Here is a 25,251-nt window from a genome sequence, read left to right as displayed (position 1 = left end):
TACAACAATTAAAAATTATAAATAATAATACGATGAGCACAAAAATTGAAAAAGAAGATAACGGAAAAAAAGGACGTTTTGTGATTTATGAAGATGATAAAGAGGCGGGCGAAATGACCTTTACTTGGGCTGGCGAAGAAAAATTTATTATCGATCATACTGGAGTTGACGAAGCTTATGGAGGAAAAGGATACGCCAAGCAACTTGTCTTGGCAGGAATAGATTTCGCTAGAAAAAACGATCTCAAAATTATTCCACTTTGTCCGTATGCTAAAAAAACCATCGATAGAGATCCGAGTTTGCAAGATGTGTTAGCGTAATTATAGAATTTTAAAATTTTTAAAGAATACTAAAATATGTCAAATACCGAATTGATAATAGAAGAACGCGCCGCCGATATTGGAAACTTTATGGTGGGCAGACTTTTGCCATTTAGGCAGAAACGTTCAGTAGGTCCTTTTTCATTTATAGATCACATGGGGCCAGCTGCGATGACCAAAGATGAACATCTTGATGTGCCGCCTCATCCGCACATTGGTTTATCTACTTTAACCTATCTTTTTGAAGGCTCAATTCAGCACAAAGACAGCCTTGGTTCCGATTTAGAAATTAAGCCAGGAGCGGTGAATTGGATGACTGCGGGCAAGGGAGTTGTACATTCAGAAAGAACACCTGAATATTTGCGCAATGGCGACAAAACCTTGCATGGACTGCAAATATGGGTGGCGTTGCCAAAACATTTGGAAGATTCCGAACCTAGTTTTACGCATATCGAAGAAAAAGATATTCCGCAATGGCAAGAGCAAGGAGCATCATTTAAATTGATTGCAGGAAAGGCTTTTGGCAAATCTTCACCAGTTCCAGTACACAGTGACTTGTATTTTATCGAAATAAAAAGCACTACTAAGCAGCAAATTACAGTTGGAGAAGATCTTTATGGCGAAAGCGCACTTTATATTTTAGACGGTAGCATCAATGCTGACGGTCATAATTATGGGAACAAGCAAATTTTGGTCGCCAAAGACACCAAACTTTGCTCTTTTGAAATAGAAGAAAACAGTGCAATTTACATTTTTGGAGGAATTCCGTTTGAAGAGGAGCGCTTTATCCATTGGAATTTTGTTCATTCAGATAAAGAGGTAATAGAAAAAGCAAAAATAAATTGGGAGAATCAAAACTTAGAGGCTTTTCCTAAAGTTGTTGGGGATGATCAAGAATATGTGCCTCTGCCAAAACCACGCAGATTATGAAAACTGGCCGACTAGAAGCCTTTAGCGATGGCGTTTTGGCGATTATCATTACTATAATGGTATTAGAATTAAAAGCACCAGAAGGCTCGGGTTTTGCGGCATTAAGGCCGGTCTTACCGGTTTTTCTGACGTATTTGTTAAGTTTTGTTTATGTGGGAATTTATTGGAACAACCATCACCATCTTTTTCAAGCGGTAAAGTTGGTCAACGGAAAAATCCTTTGGGCGAATCTAAATCTTCTATTTTGGCTCTCATTCTTTCCATTTGTCACCGGTTGGATGGGGAAAAATCATTTTGAAGCTAATCCTACTGCACTTTATGGCGCGGTTTTATTGATGGCTGCTATAGCTTTTCGAATTGTAATTTATTGCGTCGTGCAAAATGAAGGTGAGGCATCAAGTATTGGAAGAGTTTATAGCACAGATAAAAGAATGAATCTTTCACTTTTTTTATATACTTTGGGAATGGCAGTTTCCTTTATCTTTCCAATTATCAGTTTGCTCATTTACTTAGGAGTAGCACTGATGTGGATAGTGCCCGATCCGAGAATCGAAAAGGCCTTGAAGGATTAATTCCTCATCTTTTTTAAAACTAAAGCCTAGAGTGTGATATTTCTAGGCTTTATTATTTAGATGCACTTCAGTATAAAATAATTGTATTATTTCAAATATCCGTTGTGTTTCAATTCTTTATGAATGGCATTAATGTCATTTGGAATTTCCCTCGAGATTAACCAATTGACATCTAATCCGTGATGTATCGCCGTTTTCATCAACGAATGATTTTGTCCAATTAGCTGACCAAGCAAGCTCAAATCTTCCTTAAGTTCGATAAAGTAATCATCATCAATAGCATTAATCAATAGCAGTATTTTAAAGGCACGTGCAATGATGTAGATACACAAAGTATATGACTTTGAATATTTTTCATTCTGAATTCTTTCGTTGTTGTGTTTTAAGACTTCAATGAGCATCTTGATGTTTAGACTTATTTCTCCAAATTTATCTTTGGTAATTTTCACGTGGTGACTAATATCACCACTCATATATCTGGTGTCTTGGAGTAAGTAACCCACGGAATAAAATCGCTGAGAATAAGACCTTATTTTTTCAATCATTAGATTTTCGAAGGCAAGTCTCTTGTCATCTACAGTTTCAATATCAACCAATTCAAAATGCAATCTTTTTGCAAGATCATTGTCTTTTCGTAATAGACGAAATATCAATTTGTCTTTCTCTGCACTTGGAAGTTCCTGTATTGCTTTTTTTAATTCTTTTGAAATCATATTCTAATAAGGTGAATTCAAATATAAGAATTCTTGACGATTTCATTTAGCAATCTTTTGAAGAGATTTATTCTAGTTCAACTGTGGTATTTAAAGCTAAAAATTATCCTGAGATTTTAAAGAATTTACTTTGGAAAAGTTATAAACTTAAAAACCCCACTTCAAATAAATGAAATGGGGTTTTAGTTGAATTAAACCTATTATAGTATTAATCTTATTTTCGGTCGTCACGTCTTTCTGGACGCGGCGCTCTTTCTTCTCTTGGAGCATTTTCGTCTCTAGCAGGTCTTTGCATCAAAGCTTTCTTCGATACTTTTTCCTTTCTAGTTTTTGGATCAAGTCCTAAGTATTTCACTTGGAACAAATCTCCCATATTCACAACATCAGTCACATTTTCAGTACGTTCCCATGCCAATTCAGATACGTGAAGTAAAACTTCGTTTCCTGGTGCCGCAAGATACTCAACTACTGCACCAAAATCAAGCATTTTTATAACTTTTACGTCATAAGCTTCGCCCATTTGAGGTTTGAAAGTAATTGATTTGATTTTTGCTAATACTGCTTCGATTCCAGCTGGATCAGTTCCTAAAATTTCAATAATTCCTTCTTCGGTAACCGGATCTTCATTAATAACAATTGTAGTTCCAGTAGCTTTTTGTAATTCTTGAATCACTTTTCCACCAGGTCCAATCAAAGCTCCAATAAATGCATTTGGAATTCTTCTTGTAATGATTTTTGGAGAGTGTGCTTTTACATCTGCATTTGGTTGAGCTAGTGTTGCCACTAATTTCTCCAAAATATGCAAACGTCCATCACGAGCTTGAGCTAATGCTTGCTCCATGATTTCGTATTTCAATCCATCAATTTTGATGTCCATCTGACATGCTGTAATTCCTTCAGAAGTTCCAGTTACTTTGAAATCCATATCTCCTAAATGATCTTCATCACCTAAAATATCAGATAAAACAGCAAAACGATCTCCGTCAGATATCAATCCCATCGCGATTCCAGAAACTGGACGAATCAATTGAATACCAGCATCCATTAATGATAATGTTCCAGCACAAACTGTTGCCATTGAAGACGAACCGTTAGATTCTAATACTTCTGAAACAACACGAATTGTATAAGGACAATCAGCAGGAATCATATTTTTCAACGCTCTTTGAGCCAAGTTTCCGTGACCAACTTCTCTTCTTGAAGTTCCTCTTAGTGGACGAGCTTCTCCTGTAGAAAATGGTGGGAAATTATAGTGCAAATAGAATTTTTCTTCTCCTTGTTGTGAAGGTGAATCAATTTGGTTAGCTTCTCTAGATGTTCCTAAAGTTGCTGTAGCCAAAGCTTGAGTTTCTCCACGTGTAAACAAAGCCGAACCGTGAACAGATGGTAAATAATCTACTTCACACCAGATATCTCTAATTTCAGTAGTCTTTCTTCCGTCTAGACGTGTTCCTAAATCTAAAGTTACATTACGAACAGCTTCTTTATTGACTTTCTTGAAGTATTTAGAAACTAAATCTCCATCTGTAGCCAATTCTTCTTCTGTAAATAAGGCTTTTACTTCTTCTTTTACTTCGTCAAATGCAGCCGAACGTTCGTGTTTTGCCGAACCTTTGCTAGCAATGGCGTAAATTTTATCATAAGATGCTGCTTTTACTTTAGCGTAAATAGCTTCATCTTCTCTTTCGCCTTCATACGTACGAACTTCTTTTTTACCAAAAGCAGCTTGCAAACGCAATTGAGCAGAAATTTGATTTTTGATATGTTCGTGAGCAAATTTAATTGCTTCTAACATTTCAGCTTCTGAAATTTCTTTCATTTCACCTTCTACCATTGCGATAGAATCCATAGAAGCTCCAATCATCATATCGATGTCAGATTCTTCTAATTGTGCACGAGATGGATTGATGATGAACTTTCCATCAACTCTTCCAACTCTAGCTTCAGAAATTAAAGTTTCAAAAGGAATGTCAGACAAAGCAAGAGCTGCCGAAGCTGCTAAACCTGCTAATGCATCTGGCATTACATCATCGTCATGAGACATCAACTGAATCATAACCTGAACTTCAGCGTGATAATCATCTGGGAAAAGTGGACGTAATACACGGTCAACTAATCTCATTGTTAATACTTCGTTGTCACTTGGACGAGCTTCTCTTTTGAAAAAACCGCCTGGGAAACGACCTGCTGCAGCAAATTTTTCTCTGTAATCTACCGTCAATGGTAAAAAGTCGATACCTGGACTTGCTTTTCTTGAGGAAACAACTGTACCTAAAATGACAGTTTTTCCAATTCTTACTACTACAGATCCGTCAGCTTGTTTAGCTAAACGACCTGTCTCGATTGTGATGCTTCTGCCATCACCTAAATCGATGCTTTCTACAAATAATTGTGGAATCATATTAATTCTCTTATTGATTAAACATGGGTTTTAGTTGTGTTGTTGTTGCGTAGTTAATGCTCTAAAACCCAATGAAAAACCAAACTTTTTAGTAATATTATAAAAATGAAAAGAGGCGCGTAGGCACCTCTTATCTGTTGGATTATTTTCTAATACCCAATACTTTGATAATCTCTCTGTATCTGTTGATCTCAGAATTTTTAAGATAATCTAGTAACGATCTTCTTTTACCTACCAGTTTCACTAGAGAACGCTCAGTGTTGTAGTCATGACGGTTCTTTTTCAAGTGCTCCGTAAGGTGGTTGATACGGAAAGTAAACAAAGCAATTTGAGCTTCTGATTTTCCTGTGTTTTTTGCTTCTCCGTGTTTAGCGAAGATTTCTTCTTTTACTTCTTTAGTCAAGTACATGCAAATATTCTTTAAATGATTATTATGTAGGTATATAGTTTTTATACACGCCCGGCAAAGGTAGAATTAATTTTAAAATAAAACTATTCCAAATACCATTAACCTATTGAATTTTATACAATTTGGCAATTTCAAAATTCACATAGGTCAAAAAGTCCTCGTCTTCTTCATTAAAAGCATCGATGATATTTGAATCGATATCAATTTGACCGATATTTTTGTCATCTACAAATAATGGAACCACAATTTCTGATTTCACGTTCATATTGCAGGAAATGTAATTATCTTGTGCTGCAACATCTGCAACTATAAATGTTTCATTGCTTACTGCAACTTGTCCACAAATACCTTTGCCAAACGGAATTACTTTATGATCAGTGTCTTCTCCAGCAAAAGGTCCTAAGATTAGTTCGGGCTTGTCTCCATTGACGAAGTAGAATCCTACCCAGTCATAATAATCAATATTGTCACGAAGTAAATGACAGATTTTCTTCAGTTTTTCTTCTCGTAAACTTTCAGTTTCGGTGATAATGTCATTTACTTTTGGTTTTAGCTCTTCAAAGGTCATAATTTTGTCTTTTTACAAAAGTATTTATTTTTAAATGCAATATTTCCATAGATTTGTTAAAAAAGTTACTCTTGAAAACTTACTTTATTAAATACAAGCCATTCCTAACTTTTGTCGCAAAATTTTTTCTGATCTACATTTTATTATCCTGGATTTATGGATTTTATTTAGAACAATTTGACGAAAAGATTTTTGAGCCTGATGGTATCACAACTATAGTCTCAGATCAGACTAGAGAATTACTTCAATTTTTTGGAGTAGATGCTGCAACAGCAGCGCACGAGTCTGAAGCAAGTCATCGATTTTATATTAACGGCAAATCTGTGGCTCGCATTGTTGAAGGTTGTAATGCTGTAAGTGTTATGATTCTCTTTGTAGCATTTGTAGTAGCGTTCAAAGGGAAACTTAAGCATACGCTTCTCTTTCTGTTTGGAGGAATTTTAATAATACATCTTTTAAATATTGTTCGAATCGCTCTTTTGGCGCAAGCTCTATACCATTATCCGCAGTATCAGGATTTTCTGCACGGTACATTATTTCCGCTAGTTATTTATGGGGTCGTTTTTATTCTATGGGTAATTTGGGTTAACAAATTTTCAGTTTATGCTCACAAAAAGTAATAAGGTCGGTCGAATTGCAGTTGCCTTTGCGCTAATCATAGGGTTGGCATTGGTTAGATTGTTTGAATCAGAACTTTTTTATGATCCGCTACTAGCTTACTTTAAGTCGAGCTATATGCAAATGAATTTGCCAGAAGTGAACTATCAAATGCTATTTGCTAACATCAGTTTCAGATATATTATAAATACAGTTCTTTCGCTCGCTTTATTGTATGCTATTTTTAGGGACAAGGGGATGATCAAGTTTACGGCAGTTTTATACTTTGTGTTTTTTATAGTTCTAATTTCCATTTTGCTTTTTGCACTATCATATGAAAATCCAGATAAAATGCTGATTTTCTATGTTCGAAGATTTTTAATACAGCCCATTTTTATCTTACTCTTTATTCCCGGTTTTCTCTTTCAAGAATATGTTAATAAAAAGCCAGAAGATTCGGACGCTATTTAAACCTTGTTTTTCAGTACATTTGCAAAAGAATAGAAACTATTGGAATGTAATTAAATGAAAACGCTCAAACCCACTTCGGTCTTCCTAGCGCTACTGTTATTAATTTATAGCAGTGGATTTTCATTTAGTGTTCATTTCTGCAAAGATCAAATCGCAGCCATAAGCAGTGTTTTTTCTGATGAAGTAGTTTGCGAAATGCCCGAAGTACCTGCTGAAAAAGAATGTTGTGTTAGCAAAGAATCATGTTGTCATAATGTATCGCTTTCGCTAAAAGACGCCTCAACAGATACTGTTGTTAAAACCTTCACGTATTCGTTTTTTACGCCGTTTCTAGCTGCAAGTTTTAGTTTTCTTCCGAAGATTGAATCGCAGACACAACTTATAAGAGCTGAGTTGCCAGTGCAAATTTGTAGCAACGGGCCACCATTTTATATCTTATATAGCCAAAATATTCTCTACGCCTGAAATTTCTAGTTTTTTGATCAGAACCTCCTTGTTATGCAGTGAGGTAACAATTATTGATTAATAACTTGAAATTTATTTTATAATGTTTAAAAAACATATAGTAGTTGCAGCACTTTTGCTGTTTGCTACCAATTTCTTTGCACAAGTAACAAAAGATACTTTGGGCGAGGTGATCGTTCGAGGATCTGCAAAAAGTATCCGAAAATCCTACAGTGTTACAGGAAATTCCGCCACACTAAGTTCCAAAGAATTACTAAAAGCCGCTTGTTGCAATCTTGCCGAAAGTTTTGAAACCAATCCTGCTATCGATGTTAATTATGCCGATGCAATCACCGGAACTAAGCAAATAAAAATGCTAGGTCTTACAAGTCCTTATCTATTAATTTCTGAAGAAAATGTTCCTTCGGTTCGCGGAGCATCACAAGCTTATGGACTTTCTTTTACGCCGGGCACTTGGGTCGAAAGTATTCAGATTACCAAAGGTGCGGGAAGCGTGGTCAACGGTTTCGAAAGTATTTCGGGACAGATTAATACCGAACTTTTAAAGCCAATGGATGACATTCCGTTTTATTTAAATGTTTACGGCTCATCTGATGCGCGATTTGAAGTAAATACACATCTCACTCATAAATTATCCGAGAAATGGGCAACATCACTTTTACTTCACGGAAATACGAGAGTATCAAAAAACGATATGAACGATGATGGATTTCTTGACAATCCACTTTCAAAACAAATCAATTTTTTAAATCGCTGGCAGTACGTCGATGCTCAAAAAGGTTGGGTAAGTTTTATAAATCTCCGATATATGGACGATGAAAAACAAATGGGGCAGTTGGATTTTAACAAGGATCGCGACCGTGGAACAACAAATTTTTGGGGAGCAGAAATCAATACCGAAAGGTTGGATGTTTCGGCCAAACTTGGTTATGTTTTTCCAGATATGCCGTATCAAAGCATAGGATTTCAAACCGCCTACAATACGCACAATCAAGAATCATATTTCGGACTGCGTACTTATGACATCAAGCAAAATAGCTTTTATTCGAATCTGATTCTGAATTCAATTATCAGTAATACAATGAATAAGTTTGCTGTTGGAGTTAATTTCACTTACGACGAATATTCAGAATACTTTTCAAATTTAGACTTAAGTCGAATTGATAATTCGCTAGGTGCTTTTTTTGAATATACTTATGATAATGCTGACGACTTTAGCTTTGTTGCTGGTCTTCGCGCTGATGGTCACAACAGATTAGGGTTTTTCTTGACGCCGCGCTTGCACGTACGATACAATCCTTGGGATCAAGCGGTTTTACGCGTATCTGCAGGTAGAGGTAAAAGAGCTGCCAATATATTTGCCGAAAATCAGCAGTTATTGGCGAGTTCAAGAAGTTTTGATATTCAAAACAACAATGGCGATATCTACGGGCTGAATCCTGAAATTGCTTGGAATTATGGAATTTCGTTTATGCAGAAATTCAATTTATTTACAAAAAGTGCCGAAGTAGTTTTCGATTTCTATCGAACAGATTTTCAAAATAAAGTGGTAACGGATTTATATCAAAGTCCACAGCAAGTAGCTTTTTATGATCTCGAAGGTAGCGCTTACGCGAATAGTTTTCAGGCTGAATTCAATTTGGAAATCATTAAACATTTGGATTTGCGTACCGCCTACAAATTCTATGACATTAGCACAGATTATACAAGTGGCAAAATGCAACAACCGTTGCAAGCTGAACATCGTTTTTTTGCCAATCTAGGTTTTCAAACCCATATTTTGGACAAAGGACAGCAATGGAAATTTGATGTAACCTACAATTGGAATGGTGAACAGAAATTACCATTTACAGCTACAAATCCGGTGGAGTATCGACTGCCTGAAAACTCTCCGTCTTATTCTCTAGTAAATGCACAGATAACTAGGACATTTAGTTCTACTTTCGAAATTTATGTAGGAGGGGAAAACATCGGAAATTACAAGCAAGCAAATCCTATATTGGGAAGCGATGCGCCTTTTGGAACATATTTTGATAGCTCAATTGTCTACGCGCCAGTATTTGGCCAAATGTATTACGCAGGATTACGTTTTAAAATAAAATAATTAAAAATTAATAAAAGGTATAAAATGAAGAATTTACTAATGATGCTTGTGATGTTTCTAATAGTTTCTATCACGGCAAATGCACAAGAGAAGAAAAATAAAAATGCAAAACATGATATCGAAATCAATGGAAATTGCGACGATTGCAAAAAGAGAATTGAAAAAGCAGCTTATAGCGCTCCGGGGGTAAAATCGGCAGTTTGGGATATTGAGACACATAATTTGCATCTTATTCTAAATGAGCAAAAAGGTTCTGTAGCTGAGGTTAAGGCAAAAGTAGCTGGAATTGGTCATGATTCTGACGATGTATTTGCATCAGATGAAGTTTATGAAAATTTGCACCACTGTTGTAAATATGATAGGAAAGCGCAAGAATAAGTTAGAAATACCGTTATAATAAAAGCACTCACAAAGTCTAAGATATAGGGATTGTGGGTGTTTTTTTACACTGTATTTTCGCACACAAGTGAGAAACTACAACGAGTTAATTATTGATTAAAGTTACTTTTTATATTGCCTTTACATTATTTTATTGCTACTTTCACGCGCAAAACAACCCAATATCACCAATAAATGGATTTCAACTGGAAAGATTTAATTGACCCTTTATTCTACATCAATTTTGAGGTCAACAATGTCAAGATGGGTATTTACATTGTTCTTTTTATTGTATTTGCGGAGACTGGTTTGTTTGCTGGATTTTTCCTTCCTGGAGATAGTTTGCTGTTTTTGGCTGGTATTTACAGCAATGAGTTAGTAGGGTCTTTTATGAATATTTCAAGTGATTTTGCCAATGTAACTATTTTGGCTAGTTTGGTTGCAGTCGCGGGAATAATCGGCAATATCTGTGGTTATTGGTTTGGAAGTAAAAGTGGTTATTATTTATATAACAAAGAAGATACATTCTGGTTTAAGAAAAAATACCTAGTGCAGTCTAAAGAATTTTTTGACAACCACGGGGGAAGAGCAATAATCTTTGCACGATTCCTACCAATCTTTAGAACCTTCGCACCGATTGTTGCGGGGATAGTGATGATGGAAAAAAAGAAATTTATGTTCTATAATATCATCAGCTCTTTTTTGTGGTCTTTCAGTTTAATTTTTGCGGGACATTATCTTTCAGGTTATTTGTTAGAATCTTACGGTATAGATCTAAAACAACACATTGAACTTATTGTCTTAACACTTGTATTACTTACAACTGTTCCAGTAATTGTGAAGTTTGCTAGGAAATCAAAAACAACTTCGGAAGAAGAAGTAGAGGAGTAGTTGTTTTATAAAAATATAGAATTGATAATCTGAAGTGAAAGCTTCAGATTTTTTTTTGCTTTTCAATTTCGAGATGATTTAGCTACTTTATTAATTGCATTTTGACTAATAATTGAGCTCTAAACTAGTAATTGCAAGCATACCTCAATATTTAAACTGAATGTAACCCTTATGCCTTCAACCGAAGATGAGTGCCTTTTTATTGAGTTCAGCGAGATTTTGTTTTGAAATATTCTATCTCTATTTAGCACGAATGCTTTCGGCGAAAGCCCAATACTAATGAGCTCGAAACCAGTAATTGCAAGCGTTCCGCAAAGATATAACTGAATGTAACCCTTATGCCTTCAACCGAAGTTGAGTGCCTTTTTATTGAGTTCAGCGAGATTTTGTTTGGAAATAATCTATTTCTATCCACAAGAATGCCTTCGGCGAAAGCCAAATAATAATGAGCTCGAAATCAGTAATTGCAAGCGTTCTGCAAAGATTTAAACTGAATGTCATCCTTATAGTTTCAACCGAAGATGAGTGCCCTCCTATGGTGAATTCAACGGCAATTTCCTCTGAAATAATCTATTTCTATCGCACAAGAATGCTTTCGGCGAAAGCCCCATAATAATGAGCTCAAAACTGGTAATTGCAAGCGTACCTCAAAGTTTTAAACTGAATGTTATCCATATAGCTTCAACCGAAGATGCCTTTCTTTGGTGCGTTAAACGCCAATTCCTCTGAAATAATCTATTTCTATCGCACACGAATGCCTTCGGCGTAAGCCAAAAAAAAATGCCCGAAACCATACAGCTTCGAGCACTTTCTATAAAAATTATTTGAGAATTACATCATTCCCGGCATACCGCCACCCATTGGGTTCGAGTTATTTTCTTCTTTAATGTCAACCAATGCACACTCTGTAGTCAGGATCATCCCCGCAACCGAAGCAGCATTTTCTAGAGCAACTCTCGTTACTTTCTTAGGGTCGATAATTCCTGCTTCAAGCATATCTACATACTCATCAGTTTTGGCATTATAACCAAAATTTCCAGTACCTTCGGCAACTTTTGCAACAACTACTGATCCTTCAAGACCCGCATTTTCAACAATCGTACGAAGTGGCGACTCGATAGCGCGAGCCACGATTTGGATTCCCGTTAACTCATCTGGATGAGAGGCAACGATAGTGCTTAGAGAAGCTTTTGCTCTCAACAATGCAACACCACCACCGGCAACAATACCTTCCTCTACAGCTGCACGAGTTGCGTGAAGCGCATCATCTACACGGTCTTTTTTCTCTTTCATTTCAACCTCAGAAGCAGCACCTACATAAAGTACAGCTACACCACCAGCAAGCTTTGCAAGACGTTCTTGCAACTTTTCTTTGTCGTAATCTGACGTTGTAGTTTCAATTTGCGTTTTGATTTGAGAAACACGATTCTTTATCATATCTGCCTCACCAGCACCGCTCACAATTGTAGTATTGTCCTTATCGATAGTTACGCGTTTTGCAGTACCCAACATTTCAAGAGTTGTATTTTCAAGTGTGTAACCACGCTCTTCAGAAATTACCGTACCACCTGTAAGGATCGCGATATCTTCTAGCAAAGCTTTACGACGGTCACCAAAACCTGGAGCTTTTACGGCTGCGATTTTAAGTGCTCCACGCAATTTGTTTACCACTAGAGTAGAAAGTGCTTCACCATCTACATCTTCTGCGATAATCAAAAGGGGTTTTCCAGATTGAGCAAGAGGCTCAAGTACTGGCAATAATTCTTTAAGAGACGACACTTTTTTATCGTACAATAAGATATAAGGAGACTCTAATTCGGTTTCCATTTTATCAGGATTTGTTACGAAGTATGGAGACAAATATCCTCTGTCAAACTGCATTCCTTCTACAACATCCACGTAAGTTTCTGTTCCTTTTGCTTCCTCTACAGTAATTACACCTTCTTTTCCAACTTTTGCAAAAGCATTAGCGATTAGCTCACCAATTACTTCGTCATTATTTGCAGAGATAGATGCAATTTGTTTGATTTTTTCGCTGTCGCTTCCTACAATTTGAGTTTGTTTAGCAAGATCAGCTACTATTGCTTCAACTGCTTTGTCAATTCCACGTTTTAGGTCCATTGGATTTGCTCCAGCAGCAACGTTTCTTAATCCTTCTTTTACGATGGCTTGTGCCAAAACAGTTGCGGTGGTTGTACCATCTCCAGCTAAATCATTGGTTTTTGAAGCTACTTCCTTAACCATCTGAGCACCCATATTTTCTAATGGATCCTGCAATTCTATTTCCTTTGCCACTGTTACCCCATCTTTGGTTACGGTTGGAGCGCCAAAAGATTTCCCGATGATTACGTTACGACCTTTTGGTCCTAATGTTACTTTTACGGCATTTGCTAATGCATCTACGCCGCGTTTTAATCCGTCACGTGCTTCTAAATCAAATTTTATATCCTTCGCCATTTTATGTTTTGATTAAATTTTTATAAATAAATTTTACTATTAAATGTTTTCTTAAACGATTGCAAAGATGTCTTCTTCCTTCATAATTAGGTAATCTTTACCGTCAAGTTTTAATTCGGTACCAGCATACTTACCGTACAAAACTGCGTCACCTACTTTTACAGTCATTTCGTATTCTTTTGTTCCTTTTCCAACCGCAACAACAGTTCCACGCTGTGGCTTTTCTTTTGCAGTATCTGGAATAAAAATCCCTGATGCTGTCTTAGTTTCAGCAGCAGCTGGCTCGATCAATACTCTATCCGAAAGTGGTTTAATAGTTAGTGCCATAATAGTTATTTAGTTTTTTAATTAATTTATTAAGTGTATTCTAAGCTTTTCAGAAATTGTGCCATAGGCTATAATCTGCCAAATTTACAGCATAAAAAAATGCCAGCACCAAGGATGCTGACATTATAGTATGAAGAGTAGCAAATGCTACTTATTATCTAGTTTTGAGGAACCTCAACTGGCGCAACCGGAGTCGCTGGCGCAGGAGTTGTAATTGGAGCCGTAGCTGGAGTAGAAGATGAGGTTTGGTCAATAATTTTCGACTCGCTAGTTCCCATCGCACCTGTAAAGCTTAAACTTGACATCAGAATCAAAACGATCAACATAGTTGCAAGCGCCCAAGTACTTTTGTCCAAGAAATCGGTCGTTTTCTGTACCCCACCCATTTGCTGACTTCCACCAATTGTTGAAGAAAGACCACCACCTTTTGGGTTTTGAACCATTATTACGACGATTAATAGAAAGCAAACAATAGTTATTAAAACTAAAAAGATTGTAAATGTACTCATTTGGAACTAGTTATTTTGTTGTATATTTTTAATATCTGATATTCGGTCTGCAAAGAAACTACTTTTTTCTGGATATTTCAAAATTAATATCTGATAAGCTTGTATCGCTTTTTGATATTTCTTCTGTTCTAAGTAAACTCGAGCCAAAGTTTCGGTCATCAATGCAGAAGTATCTGCGGGATTGTCCCGTATCACTGGAACTTTAGTGTCATTTTTTACCGGCGGAATCTTTGGACTTGCAATAATAAATCGATCTATAAGATCTGTTTTTTTAATCTTTTCCCGCTCAATCTCACTTAATTCTTTCTTCTCTTCCGGTAGTTCTGCACGAATAATCGGCTGCGCTTTCGATAATTGTAACCATTCTTTAAATGAATGTTTCTCGTTGCTAGTAAATTCTAATGGAGTTCCTAACTCGGCTTCTATCGAAATTTCTTTTGTTGCAGAATCTTTCGGTTCTAATATTTTCGCTTCCGCTAAATTGTCTTTGATAGAAAATTGGTCGGTTGAAATTTCCTCAAGGTATCGATCTTCGGCTGATGCTTGGGTGTTCGGATTAATTACTAAGACAGATTGGTCTGATGAAATCGTCTCTTGCTCTTCTGAAATTTGATTTTCAACCTCTTCTGAAGCAACTTCGGCACTCTCGATCGAATCTAATATAGACTGCTTTTGTGGTTTAACTTCAGCTAGCGGTTCTTGTGTTGTATTTTCGGTCTCAAATTGCGGTCGGTTACTATCAATTTCGTCGCTGACAATTGCCGAATTTGAAACTTTTGCAAAATCTTCAGAAGTGATAAAATCAAATAACACCGTTCTATCGGTAGTGTACGCCGCGGCAAGTTTTAATGCATGATTGTACTGATAACTATTTTCGTTGTACAAACCTTTTAAACGCATGGCGTAAGCACTTTGCAAATAAGGATATTGCTTTAACAATAGTTGCAAAGCTACTGTCTGATCCGCAGTAACAGTTTCTGGCTGTTGAAGCAACAATTTATATTCTTGTAGATTCATAAGATACTTTTAATAACGCTAAAAAATTGCCACTGCAAATTACCATTTTGCTAATGATTCATTAAAGACATCTTGAGTTATTCTAGCGTAAATTTTTTCTAAAGCTGCTGCTAATATAGGACCAGTTAATTGCTGATCTCCACCGTAATCGTAATAATCTGAAAAACGTCGTTCAAAATCATCTTCTTCTTTATTTCTATTAACGTATCTAACATTAACAGAAATTGTCAGCCGATTTTGCGCAGCACGTTGATCGGCCGTAGCTGTCATTGGACTGATATAAAAGTCTACAATTTCTCCCTCATACAAAAGATCTCCATCAGAAGTAACCAAATTCAAATTTGATTGATTCATTATCACATTTTGCAGTTCTTGAGTAAATATAAGCTCTATACCTGGCTCAATTAGAGTTGCATTATTTTGAAAATAATTTACCTGAAACGTCTTGGCATCGATTTTACCCGTGCCTGTAAAGTTGTAAACTGAGCAACTTGTAGCTAATAATACTACAAACAATAATAGGAGAGACTTAACTGCTTTCATAAAATAATAGTTGATGTAATATTAAAGGTCAAATTGTTTTATTTTTCGGTACAAAGTACGCTCAGAAATTCCCAGCTCGTCTGCAGCGGCTTTTCGTTTGCCTTTGTTTTTTTCGAGAGAGCGCTTAATCATTTCAATCTCTTTTTGTTCAAGGCGCAAAACCTCTTCTTCCTCTACTGTCTCAGCAAGGACATAACTTTCGTCTTCGTCTTTATAGCTGCTTTCTGTAGATGGTTGCAACATCGTGTTTTCAGGTTGCTCCTCGTACTCAATTTCCGAATTGTCGTTATTTCCGTAAATCTTATTAATCAAAGGTTGCGTTTGCTCTTGAATTTTAACATTTCCATTCTGCATAAGCTCCATCGTTAATTTTTTCAAATCGTTCAGATCACTTTTCATATCAAATAGCACTTTGTACAGAATCTCTCTTTCGGTGCTAAAGTCACTGTCTTTTTTCTGATCCTTGATTACAGAAGGCAAATTACTTCCCTCAACAGGTAAATAAGATTGAAGAGTTTGCAGAGTTATCTCACGGTTTGTTTCCAAAACCGAAACCTGCTCTGCTACATTTCGCAATTGTCTAATGTTTCCGCTCCAACGGTACTTTTGCAAAAACTGAACTGCATTATCGTCCAATTTGATTGCTGGCATTTTATATTTATAAGCAAAATCTGAGGCAAATTTTCTAAAAAGCAAATGAATATCTCCCGCACGGTCACGTAATGGTGGCAAAGTAATATCGACTGTACTTAGTCTATAATAAAGATCTTCTCTAAATTTTCCTTTTTCGATTGCGCTAAACATATTGACATTTGTTGCAGCAACAATCCGAACATTCGTTTTTTGAACTTGCGAAGATCCAACTTTTATAAATTCACCGTTTTCTAAAACTCGTAATAGTCTCACTTGAGTTGTAAGCGGCAATTCGCCCACTTCGTCAAGAAATATTGTTCCGCCATCAGCGACTTCAAAATAGCCTTGTCTCTCCGAAGTAGCTCCAGTAAACGATCCTTTTTCGTGTCCAAAAAGCTCACTATCAATAGTTCCCTCGGGAATTGCACCACAGTTTACAGCAATATATTTGCCATGTTTTCGGTGAGATAATGAGTGAATTATCTTGGGAATATTTTCTTTTCCCACACCACTTTCTCCAGCAACAAGCACCGAAATATCTGTAGGAGCAACCTGAATTGCCTTCTCAATTGCTCGGTTAAGTTTTGGATCGTTTCCGATAATTTCAAAACGCTGTTTTATAGATTGTATAGTATCCATCTTGTCTAAAATGCTTGTGTTTTTTAAAATTGACTTTATAATTCCTTTAGAATATTATATGGTAGCCAAACTTACAGCTGTTCCTATTAATGTTCCGCTGGTGCAGTCGGTGATGTGGACATTTACAAAATCTCCAACTTTATAATCTTCTTTTGGAAAAACCACGGTTAAATTTTGTGAAATTCTTCCTGCATAATCATCGGTAGATTTTTTCGAGTTTTTCTCAACCAAAACTGAAAGAGTTTGTCCAACAAATTCCTGAGTTCGCATTGCGCTATGCTTGCGCTGAAGCGCTACAATTTCTTGCAATCTTCTCAGCTTTTCATCTTCTGGCACATCGTCAACGAGTTTTCTTCCCGCTAATGTTCCTGGTCTTTCAGAGTACGAATACATATAGCCAAAACTATATTGTACATACTCCATCAAACTCAAAGTGTCTTCGTGATCTTGAACAGTCTCGCCCGGAAAACCAGCAATCATATCTTGAGTAATAGTCGCTTCGGGAATGATGGTTTTAATTTTATCAATCAGCGCCATGTATTGTTCACGAGTATGAAGCCTATTCATTGCAGCAAGAATCGTATTACTTCCTGATTGAACAGGTAAGTGAATATGCTTACAAATATTTGGATATTTTGCGATGATATGAAGCACACTTTCGTGCATATCCTGCGGATTTGAAGTCGAAAACCGAATTCTCATTCCCGGATATTGACTTGCGACCATTTCTAATAATTGATCGAAATTTATTGCAGTGCTTTTTGCAATTTCGCTAGCATTTACAAAATCTTTCTTGAGTCCGCCGCCGTACCACAAATAGCTATCAACGTTCTGACCAAGAAGTGTGATTTCTTTAAAACCTTTTTGCCACAGATCTTCGATTTCCATCAAAATGCTTTGCGAATCGCGACTTCTCTCGCGCCCTCTTGTAAAAGGAACGACGCAGAAAGTACACATATTATCGCAACCTCTAGTAATCGACACAAATGCCGAAACTCCATTAGTATTCAATCTTACTGGCGAAATATCACCGTACGTTTCATCTTTGGATAATAAAACATTGATCGCGTCATTTCCATCTTCCACTTCTGCAAGCAAATTTGGCAAATCTTTGTACGCGTCAGGACCTACAACAAGATCAATGATTTTCTCTTCTTCAAGAAATTTACTTTTCAATCTTTCGGCCATACAACCCAAAACGCCCACTTTCATATTAGGATTAATGTCTCGCTTTACCGCATTGTATTTCTCCAATCGCTTGCGAACGGTTTGTTCGGCTTTGTCGCGAATAGAGCAGGTGTTGATTAAAACTAAATCTGCTTCTTCAAGGATTTGAGTCGTATTATAACCATCATTAAAAAGTATCGACGCCACAACTTCGCTATCTGCAAAGTTCATTGCGCAGCCGTAACTCTCAATAAAAAGTTTCTTTGTATTTGTTGGCTTGCTATCAAGAACTAAATTTTGTCCTTGTTCGCTTTCTATTATTGTGTTCCCCATTTTTGTTTCAGAAAAAACTGCATTTATTATAGGCGTCAAAGATACGATTAATTGTGTGGAAGTGACAAGATGGCAGACTCGCTTTAACAATTTTTATTTTTTCGCTTTCGCTAAAGTTAGAACGTGTTCCAATGGATAATAAAAGTTTGAGTCGAAATAATTTCAAAAGATACGTTGACTGCTCTTCTTTTCGCAAAAGCGTACTTCTAATTTTTCTGCTTTAGCTAAAGTTAGAATGTGTTCCAAAGGATACTAATCGTTTGAGTCGAAATAATTTCAAAAATTATGTTGGCCGCTCTTCTTTCCGCGAAAGCGTAATTCTATTTTTTTGCTTTCGCTAAAGGTAGAAATTGCTTCGATTAACAACGATAGCTTTGATAGAAAACAATTCAATAGTTACGATTGCCGCTCTTCTTTCCGCGAAAGCGTAATTCAAATTTATTATTTATGCAAGGTGTAGAGTGCGATTCGATTGATGGAGTTGCTTAAAGTCGAAATGGTTTAAAAAGCTATGAATGTCGTTTATTGTTGATTCATTATATATAGGAAGGAATTTTTTTTAAACGGTGGTTTTGCTAGGAAGAATCAGCACACAATCTTTTAGCAGGAGCTTAGTAATTCTAATCGGCGACTAATTTTTAAACGTGAAATTATACGGTGAGTTTATGAGTTCACTTGAGAATCTATTTGGACTCTATTTACTATAAAAACTTTAAAAAATTTGATATTTAAAAAAATCACATACTTTTGCGGCACAAACAAATTGATTATGGCAAAGAATTTAGTGATCGTTGAGTCCCCTGCAAAAGCAAAAACAATAGAAAAATTCCTAGGAAGTGATTACCAGGTAGAGTCCAGTTATGGCCATATCGCAGATCTTCCGTCCAAGGAAATAGGGGTGGATGTTGAAAATGGATTCAAACCAAAATATGAAGTTTCACCAGACAAAAAAGCTTTGGTTACCAAACTTCGAGGTCTTGCCAAGAAAGCCGATATGGTTTGGCTAGCAAGTGATGAGGATCGCGAGGGTGAGGCAATTTCGTGGCATTTGGCCGAAGAGCTTAAACTTGATAAAGCAAAAACCAAGCGTATCGTTTTTCACGAGATTACCAAAAATGCTATTCTAAAAGCGATAGATAATCCACGATCAATAAATTATGATCTTGTAAATGCACAACAAGCGCGTAGAGTATTGGACCGTCTTGTTGGATATGAATTGTCTCCAGTTTTATGGAGAAAAATTAAAGGTGGACTTTCTGCGGGTCGTGTGCAATCTGTTGCAGTAAGACTAATCGTTGAACGTGAACGCGAAATTCAGAATTTTAAAGCAATTGCATCTTATGCAGTTTCGGCAGAGTTTTGGACAAAAGAAGGAAAGTCTGTAAAAGCAAAACTTCCAAAAAACTTTAGTACAAAAGAAGAAGCAGAAGCTTTTCTGAAAAAGAATATTGGCGCATCATTCGAAGTTGCCGACCTAGAAACAAAACCTGCAAAGAAATCTCCTGCGGCACCTTTTACAACCTCGACCTTGCAACAAGAAGCTGCAAGAAAATTGTATTTGCCGGTTGGAATTACAATGCAATTGGCGCAAAGATTATATGAAGCTGGACTTATTACTTATATGAGAACGGATAGTGTAAATCTTTCGGCGGATGCAACTGAGGCTGCAAAGCAAGAAATCATCAAATCTTACGGGAAGGAATTTTCTAAACCTAGACAATTTACCACCAAAAGTAAAGGAGCTCAAGAAGCACACGAGGCGATTAGACCTACAGATATGTCTCGACATACTGTAGATATTGATAGAGATCAGGCTAGATTATACGATTTGATTTGGAAACGTACATTGGCTTCGCAAATGAGCGATGCTCAATTAGAACGTACAAATGTGAAAATAAAAGCAGACAAGCACTCAGAGATTTTTGCTGCATCGGGAGAAGTTTTACTTTTTGAAGGTTTCCTAAAAGTATATCTTGAAGGAAATGATGATGACGAAGAAGAGCAAGAAGGATTGTTGCCCGCGTTAAAGGTTAAAGAAAATTTAGATAATAAAAGCATTACTGCTACTGAAAGATATACTAAACCTGCCGCAAGATATTCTGAAGCTGCATTGGTTAAGAAATTGGAAGAATTGGGTATCGGTAGACCATCTACATATGCACCAACAATTTCGACTATAATCAGCAGAAACTATGTAGAGAAAGGAACATTGGAAGGGCAGAAGAGAAATTACACTCAAATCGTCCTTGCGAATAGTAAGATAGACGAGAAATTGCTTTCAGAAAATACTGGTTCGGACAAAGGGAAATTGGTTCCTACCGATATTGGAACAATCGTAACAGATTTCCTTGTGAAAAATTTCGCAGCGATTCTAGATTATAATTTTACCGCAAAGGTAGAACAGGATTTTGATGAGATTGCCGAAGGAAATGTAGACTGGGCTATTATGATGAAAGATTTCTACGATAAGTTTCACCCTAATGTAAAAGATGTTGAGGCCAATGCCGAAAGAGAATCGGGTGAAAGAATTTTGGGTACAGATCCAAAATCGGGCAAGCCAATTAGTGTAAGACTAGGCAAGTTTGGACCGATGGCTCAGATAGGAAGTCAGGAAGATGAAGAGAAGCAATTTGCTAGTTTGCTTAATGATCAAAACATTGGTAACATTACTTTGGAGGAAGCTTTGAAGTTGTTTTTACTGCCAAAAGATTTGGGTATATATAAAGGAGAAGAAGTTGAAGTAAATAATGGTCGTTTTGGACCGTATATACGTCACGGAAAAGCATTTATCTCATTGCCCAAAGATGAAGATCCACTTGATGTTACCTCAGAAAGAGCGATTGAACTAATTACTGAAAAAGAAAAAGCGGATGCTCCAATAGCAACCTTTAAAGGAGAACCCGTTCAGAAAGGTGTAGGGCGATTTGGACCATTCCTTAAATGGAACGGAATCTTTATTAATGTAAGCAAGAAATATGATTTTGACAATTTGAGTCAAAATGATATTATCGAACTGATAGAAGACAAGGTTCAAAAGAATATTGATAAAGTAGTTCATAATTGGGAAGAAGAAGGGATTCTCGTAGAAAAAGCAAGATGGGGACGATCTAATCTTACAAAAGGAAAGATAAAAATCGAACTTTCTAAGGATTTTGACGTTGCAGGATTGACTCTTGAAAAAGCTCAAGAAATGATTGCAGCGAAAACGCCTGCGAAAAAAACGCCTGCGAAGAAAGCGACAACTACCAAAACTGCAGCGGCAAAGAAGCCGGCAGTTAAGAAAGCAGCTACAAAAATTACTAAGCCTAAAAAATAACAGTATATGATTTTCGAATTTTTACAGCCAGTAGATTCTTCAATTATAGACTTCTGTCGGCAACTTAGTGCACCACACTTAGGTCAGAAGGTAACATTTCATACTGAATCCGAAACTCCTATTTTAGATGATGTTAAGATCGCCATTGTTGGAATACTTGACAATCGAGGTTGTGGTAGCAATACTCAGTCGGATCTATATAATGTGAGGATGCAGCTCTATTCATTATTTCCGGGTAACTGGGCGCTAAATATGATTGATTTGGGAGACATACTTCCTGGAGATACGATTAGCGATACGAATTATGCTGTGAAAGAGGTATTTCAGCAATTGCTGAAGCTAGGAATTACACCAATTGTTATAGGCGGATCTCAGGATTTGACCTACGCCCTATATCGATCCTACGATCAACTAGAGCAAACGGTGAATCTGGTCACAGTGGATAGTAAGTTTGATTTGGGTAGTGACGAAGAGATTCTTAGTAGCACATCTTATTTATCAAAAATAATTATTGATGAACCTACCAATCTATTTAATTATTCAAATGTTGGCTACCAAACCTATTTTAATGCACAGGAAGAGATTGATTTAATAGAAAAATTATATTTTGAGGCATATAGATTGGGAGAGTTGAGTAATAATATTACATTGGCAGAACCAATTTTCAGGGATGCTGATTTAGTCTCGGTAGATTTAAATTGCATACAGTCGGCAGTATCTGGGATTGACAATCCATTTATGCCCAATGGTTTTAATGGTAAGGAGATTTGTACATTGGCGAGATATGCTGGCATTAGCGACAAAGTGAGTGTGTTTGGTTTGTTTAATCACAACAGTTCTAATAAAGAATCACTATTAATTGCAGAGATAATTTGGTATTTTATCGAGGGTTTTCACTATAGAAGCATGGAATATCCATTTGGTACAAAGAAAGATTATATCAAGTATACTGTGCCTCTTGATGCAGATGTTCTTACATTTTTTAAGAGTAATAAAACCGATAGATGGTGGATTGAGATTCCAAATAATGTTAATGCTAATAATAAACTAAAAATTAACACGTTATTACCATGTTCTTATGAGGAGTACTTAGATGCTTGTAATCAAGAACTTCCGGAGAGGTGGCTGAAGGCACAGCGTAAGAATTTTGGTGTGTAAAAAAAATTAACACATTAATTTTAGTAAAAATCTCAATGTTTTCGGGGGTTTGTCGATAATTTTTGTAGTTTTAACGAATAATAGTTTTTTTAAGAAACATTTATGTTTTACTTTTGAGAACCTTAAAAATAAAAAAGTTACAAATTTTTGTTTTTTAAATAAATAATAAATAGGTTTACGACCTGAAATTTACAATACAATAATAACCCAAATTTATATGAAGAAATTCTTTGCATTTACAGCAATTGTCGCCTTGTTAGTGAGCTGTGGTCGTTCCAATGACAAAGGTGAATTGGTTGGAGTAAAAGGAAAAAAGTGGCATCCGGAGAAACCTTATGGAATGGCATTAATTCCTGGAGGCTCTTACATCATGGGAAACTCTGGTGAAGATGTGGCTGCGATAGGTGATGCGCCAACGAAAACTGTTACGGTTCGTGCATTTTATATGGACGAGACAGAGATTACAAATAGCGAATACCGCGAATTTGTAAACTGGGTACAAGATTCAATCATCAGAACGCGTCTAGCTATTCTTGCCGATGAGGTAGGTCAGACTACTGGAGAAGGTGGTAAAAATGCTAGCAGCATTGGAAGTTACGCTTTTAGTGATGCAGATCCAGAAAAAATGACTCCGTACGATAAATATATGTATGAAAATTACTATAGCATCGGAACAGATGATGATCCTTTCGCAGGTCGAAAGTTAAATAAGAAAGTAAAGCTGATTACCGATACGTCAAAATATCCTGATGAGCACTATACTGAAGTAATGGATACAATGTATCTTCCAGTTGCTGAATCATACAATGGACTTCGTACCATAGATGTGACAAAACTAAAATTTAGATATTCTTGGATGGATATTCAAGCTGCTGCTAAAGCAAAAGTTGGGAAGAGAAGCGACTTTATTAAAACTGAACAAGTTCAGGTTTATCCAGATACAACTGTATGGATTAAGGATTTTGCATACTCATACAACGAGCCAATGCATAATGATTACTTCTGGCACCAAGCATATAGCGAATATCCTGTAGTGGGTGTGGCTTGGACTCAAGCAAAAGCTTTTTGCGCTTGGAGAACACTTAAGAAAAATGCTTATATTAGATCTAAGAAAAAAGGACGTAATCTTATCAACTCATTTAGATTACCAAGTGAGGCAGAATGGGAGTATGCGGCAAGAGGTGGTCTAGAGTCAGGAATGTATCCTTGGGGTGGTCCTTACACTAAGAACGATAGAGGTTGTTTCTTAGCAAATTTCAAACCTAATAGAGGTGATTATGCAGCTGATGGCGCTTTATATACTGTAGAGGCAAAATCATACGATGCAAATGGATACAACTTGTACAACATGGCAGGTAACGTTGCAGAATGGACAGACTCTTCTTATGACGCAAGTTCATATGAGTATGTTTCGACAATGAATCCAAATGTTGGAGACTTAAAAAACCAACGTAAAGTAGTACGTGGAGGTTCTTGGAAAGATGTTGCGATGATGCTAAGAGTTGGGACTCGTGACTTTGAGTATGCTGACACCGCTAGAAGTTACATCGGCTTTAGAACTGTTCAAGATTATATGGGTACTCAGACAACTGGGAACACAGCACGCTAAATTGAACTATATTAAATCAACTATAAATTAAACTAACCTAAAACACAAAAATTATTATGGCATTATTAAGCAAAAAAGTAATGAACTTCGCTTACGGAATGGGAGCGGCAGTGGTAATCATCGGAGCACTTTTCAAATTGATGCACTGGCCTGGAGCAGGAATCATGCTTATTGTAGGACTTGGAACTGAGGCACTTATTTTTGGTCTTTCAGCATTTGATCCAGTAGATAAAGATATCGATTGGTCAATTGTTTTTCCTGAATTAGCTGGAGGAGCTGTAGCTACAAAAACTGCTCTAAAGGCAGAAGAGCCTAAAGAAGCTCAAGGTATGCTTTCTCAAAAGTTAGACAATATGCTTAAAGAAGCAAAAATTGATGGTGCGCTTATGTCAAGTCTAGGTAATAGCATCAAAAATTTCGAATCTGCTGCAAAAGGAATTGCTCCAACTGTAGATTCAATCGCTTCAACAAAAAAATACAGTGAAGAGCTTACAGTTGCTGCTGCTCAAATGGAGTCGCTTAACGGTCTTTACAAGATTCAATTAGAAAGTGCTGGAAGAAACGCACAAATCAACCAAGAAGTTGCTGAAAACAATTTGAAACTTAAAGATCAAATGCAATCTCTTACTTCAAACTTGTCTTCATTGAATCAAGTTTATGGTGGAATGCTTTCTGCTATGGGTTCTAATAGAGCAAAATAATTCTCGCCCACTTTTTTTTTAAT

General features: G+C 36.5%; 24 protein-coding genes. 13 read left to right on the top strand and 11 right to left on the bottom strand.

Annotation, left to right across the window (positions count from 1 at the left end; translation table 11 throughout):
* The first annotated feature begins 32 nt into the window (after positions 1-32).
* The 3 genes from SBO79_RS00885 to SBO79_RS00875 are packed head-to-tail and all read left to right on the top strand — an operon-like array spanning position 33 to position 1,822.
* The gene (locus SBO79_RS00885; RefSeq protein WP_318641166.1) at positions 33-320 is read left to right on the top strand and encodes a GNAT family N-acetyltransferase; all 288 of its coding nucleotides are present in this window, start codon (positions 33-35) and stop codon (positions 318-320) included.
* A gap of 36 nt (positions 321-356) precedes the next feature.
* On the top strand, positions 357-1,250 hold the full coding sequence (locus tag SBO79_RS00880) for a pirin family protein (RefSeq protein WP_318641165.1): 894 nt from the start codon (positions 357-359) through the stop codon (positions 1,248-1,250).
* The gene (locus SBO79_RS00875) at positions 1,247-1,822 is read left to right on the top strand and encodes a TMEM175 family protein (protein ID WP_318641164.1); all 576 of its coding nucleotides are present in this window, start codon (positions 1,247-1,249) and stop codon (positions 1,820-1,822) included. The genes SBO79_RS00880 and SBO79_RS00875 overlap by 4 nt, the downstream gene beginning before the upstream one ends.
* A gap of 86 nt (positions 1,823-1,908) precedes the next feature.
* Here SBO79_RS00875 and SBO79_RS00870 read toward each other — a convergent pair whose 3' ends face one another.
* From SBO79_RS00870 to SBO79_RS00855, 4 genes are all read right to left on the bottom strand, one after another.
* Positions 1,909-2,535, bottom strand: coding sequence for a hypothetical protein (locus SBO79_RS00870; protein ID WP_318641163.1), 627 nt, complete (start codon positions 2,533-2,535; stop codon positions 1,909-1,911).
* Positions 2,536-2,749: 214 nt separating this feature from the next.
* Positions 2,750-4,936, bottom strand: a complete 2,187-nt coding sequence (locus SBO79_RS00865) for a polyribonucleotide nucleotidyltransferase (protein ID WP_318641162.1) — start codon at positions 4,934-4,936, stop codon at positions 2,750-2,752.
* Positions 4,937-5,078: 142 nt separating this feature from the next.
* On the bottom strand, positions 5,079-5,345 hold the full coding sequence (gene rpsO, locus SBO79_RS00860) for a 30S ribosomal protein S15 (RefSeq protein WP_318641161.1): 267 nt from the start codon (positions 5,343-5,345) through the stop codon (positions 5,079-5,081).
* Positions 5,346-5,448: 103 nt separating this feature from the next.
* Positions 5,449-5,913 carry an XrtF-associated fRMsr-like GAF protein gene (locus tag SBO79_RS00855; RefSeq protein WP_318641160.1) on the bottom strand — a complete coding sequence of 155 codons (465 nt, stop codon included), beginning with the start codon at positions 5,911-5,913 and terminating at the stop codon, positions 5,449-5,451.
* Between the two features lie 71 nt (positions 5,914-5,984).
* On the opposite strand from SBO79_RS00855, the gene xrtF reads away from it, so the two are divergent.
* From xrtF to SBO79_RS00825, 6 genes are all read left to right on the top strand, one after another.
* A complete protein-coding gene (gene xrtF / locus SBO79_RS00850; RefSeq protein WP_318641159.1) occupies positions 5,985-6,533 on the top strand; it encodes an exosortase family protein XrtF in 549 nt (182 codons plus the stop codon).
* Positions 6,517-6,981: an exosortase F system-associated membrane protein gene (locus SBO79_RS00845; RefSeq protein WP_318641158.1), complete on the top strand. Its 465-nt coding sequence runs from the start codon at positions 6,517-6,519 to the stop codon at positions 6,979-6,981. Before xrtF ends, SBO79_RS00845 begins: the two co-directional genes overlap by 17 nt.
* A gap of 54 nt (positions 6,982-7,035) precedes the next feature.
* The gene (locus SBO79_RS00840) at positions 7,036-7,446 is read left to right on the top strand and encodes an HYC_CC_PP family protein (protein ID WP_318641157.1); all 411 of its coding nucleotides are present in this window, start codon (positions 7,036-7,038) and stop codon (positions 7,444-7,446) included.
* Positions 7,447-7,528: 82 nt separating this feature from the next.
* Positions 7,529-9,550, top strand: coding sequence for a TonB-dependent receptor plug domain-containing protein (locus tag SBO79_RS00835; RefSeq protein ID WP_318641156.1), 2,022 nt, complete (start codon positions 7,529-7,531; stop codon positions 9,548-9,550).
* A 24-nt stretch (positions 9,551-9,574) separates the two neighbouring features.
* The gene (locus SBO79_RS00830; protein WP_318641155.1) at positions 9,575-9,928 is read left to right on the top strand and encodes a heavy-metal-associated domain-containing protein; all 354 of its coding nucleotides are present in this window, start codon (positions 9,575-9,577) and stop codon (positions 9,926-9,928) included.
* A 195-nt stretch (positions 9,929-10,123) separates the two neighbouring features.
* A complete protein-coding gene (locus SBO79_RS00825) occupies positions 10,124-10,819 on the top strand; it encodes a DedA family protein (protein WP_318641154.1) in 696 nt (231 codons plus the stop codon).
* Between the two features lie 831 nt (positions 10,820-11,650).
* Here SBO79_RS00825 and groL read toward each other — a convergent pair.
* The 7 genes from groL to miaB form a co-directional block, all read right to left on the bottom strand.
* On the bottom strand, positions 11,651-13,276 hold the full coding sequence (gene groL / locus SBO79_RS00820; protein ID WP_318641153.1) for a chaperonin GroEL: 1,626 nt from the start codon (positions 13,274-13,276) through the stop codon (positions 11,651-11,653).
* A gap of 51 nt (positions 13,277-13,327) precedes the next feature.
* Positions 13,328-13,603 carry a co-chaperone GroES gene (locus tag SBO79_RS00815; RefSeq protein ID WP_318641152.1) on the bottom strand — a complete coding sequence of 92 codons (276 nt, stop codon included), beginning with the start codon at positions 13,601-13,603 and terminating at the stop codon, positions 13,328-13,330.
* 158 nt (positions 13,604-13,761) lie between these two features.
* On the bottom strand, positions 13,762-14,112 hold the full coding sequence (secG, locus tag SBO79_RS00810; protein ID WP_318641151.1) for a preprotein translocase subunit SecG: 351 nt from the start codon (positions 14,110-14,112) through the stop codon (positions 13,762-13,764).
* A 6-nt stretch (positions 14,113-14,118) separates the two neighbouring features.
* Complete coding sequence (locus SBO79_RS00805; protein WP_318641150.1) at positions 14,119-15,129, bottom strand: tetratricopeptide repeat protein; 1,011 nt, start codon at positions 15,127-15,129, stop codon at positions 14,119-14,121.
* Positions 15,130-15,168: 39 nt separating this feature from the next.
* Positions 15,169-15,672, bottom strand: a complete 504-nt coding sequence (locus SBO79_RS00800) for an LptE family protein (protein WP_318641149.1) — start codon at positions 15,670-15,672, stop codon at positions 15,169-15,171.
* Between the two features lie 21 nt (positions 15,673-15,693).
* On the bottom strand, positions 15,694-16,944 hold the full coding sequence (locus SBO79_RS00795; protein WP_318641148.1) for a sigma-54 interaction domain-containing protein: 1,251 nt from the start codon (positions 16,942-16,944) through the stop codon (positions 15,694-15,696).
* 54 nt (positions 16,945-16,998) lie between these two features.
* Positions 16,999-18,444 carry a tRNA (N6-isopentenyl adenosine(37)-C2)-methylthiotransferase MiaB gene (gene miaB, locus SBO79_RS00790; protein ID WP_318641147.1) on the bottom strand — a complete coding sequence of 482 codons (1,446 nt, stop codon included), beginning with the start codon at positions 18,442-18,444 and terminating at the stop codon, positions 16,999-17,001.
* 769 nt (positions 18,445-19,213) lie between these two features.
* Between miaB and topA the strand changes: the two genes are divergently transcribed.
* The 4 genes from topA (at position 19,214) to porL (ending at position 25,228) form a co-directional block, all read left to right on the top strand.
* Positions 19,214-21,760, top strand: coding sequence for a type I DNA topoisomerase (topA, locus tag SBO79_RS00785; RefSeq protein WP_318641146.1), 2,547 nt, complete (start codon positions 19,214-19,216; stop codon positions 21,758-21,760).
* 6 nt (positions 21,761-21,766) lie between these two features.
* Positions 21,767-22,918: a formimidoylglutamase gene (locus tag SBO79_RS00780; protein ID WP_318641145.1), complete on the top strand. Its 1,152-nt coding sequence runs from the start codon at positions 21,767-21,769 to the stop codon at positions 22,916-22,918.
* A 217-nt stretch (positions 22,919-23,135) separates the two neighbouring features.
* Complete coding sequence (porK, locus tag SBO79_RS00775) at positions 23,136-24,527, top strand: T9SS ring complex lipoprotein PorK/GldK (protein WP_318641144.1); 1,392 nt, start codon at positions 23,136-23,138, stop codon at positions 24,525-24,527.
* Positions 24,528-24,583: 56 nt separating this feature from the next.
* Positions 24,584-25,228 carry a type IX secretion system motor protein PorL/GldL gene (porL, locus tag SBO79_RS00770; RefSeq protein WP_318641143.1) on the top strand — a complete coding sequence of 215 codons (645 nt, stop codon included), beginning with the start codon at positions 24,584-24,586 and terminating at the stop codon, positions 25,226-25,228.
* The last annotated feature ends 23 nt before the right edge of the window (positions 25,229-25,251 follow it).

This window comes from Flavobacterium ardleyense (genome assembly GCF_033547075.1).
GTDB lineage: Bacteria > Bacteroidota > Bacteroidia > Flavobacteriales > Flavobacteriaceae > Flavobacterium > Flavobacterium ardleyense_A.
This window is presented reverse-complemented; position numbering and strand designations above follow the sequence as displayed.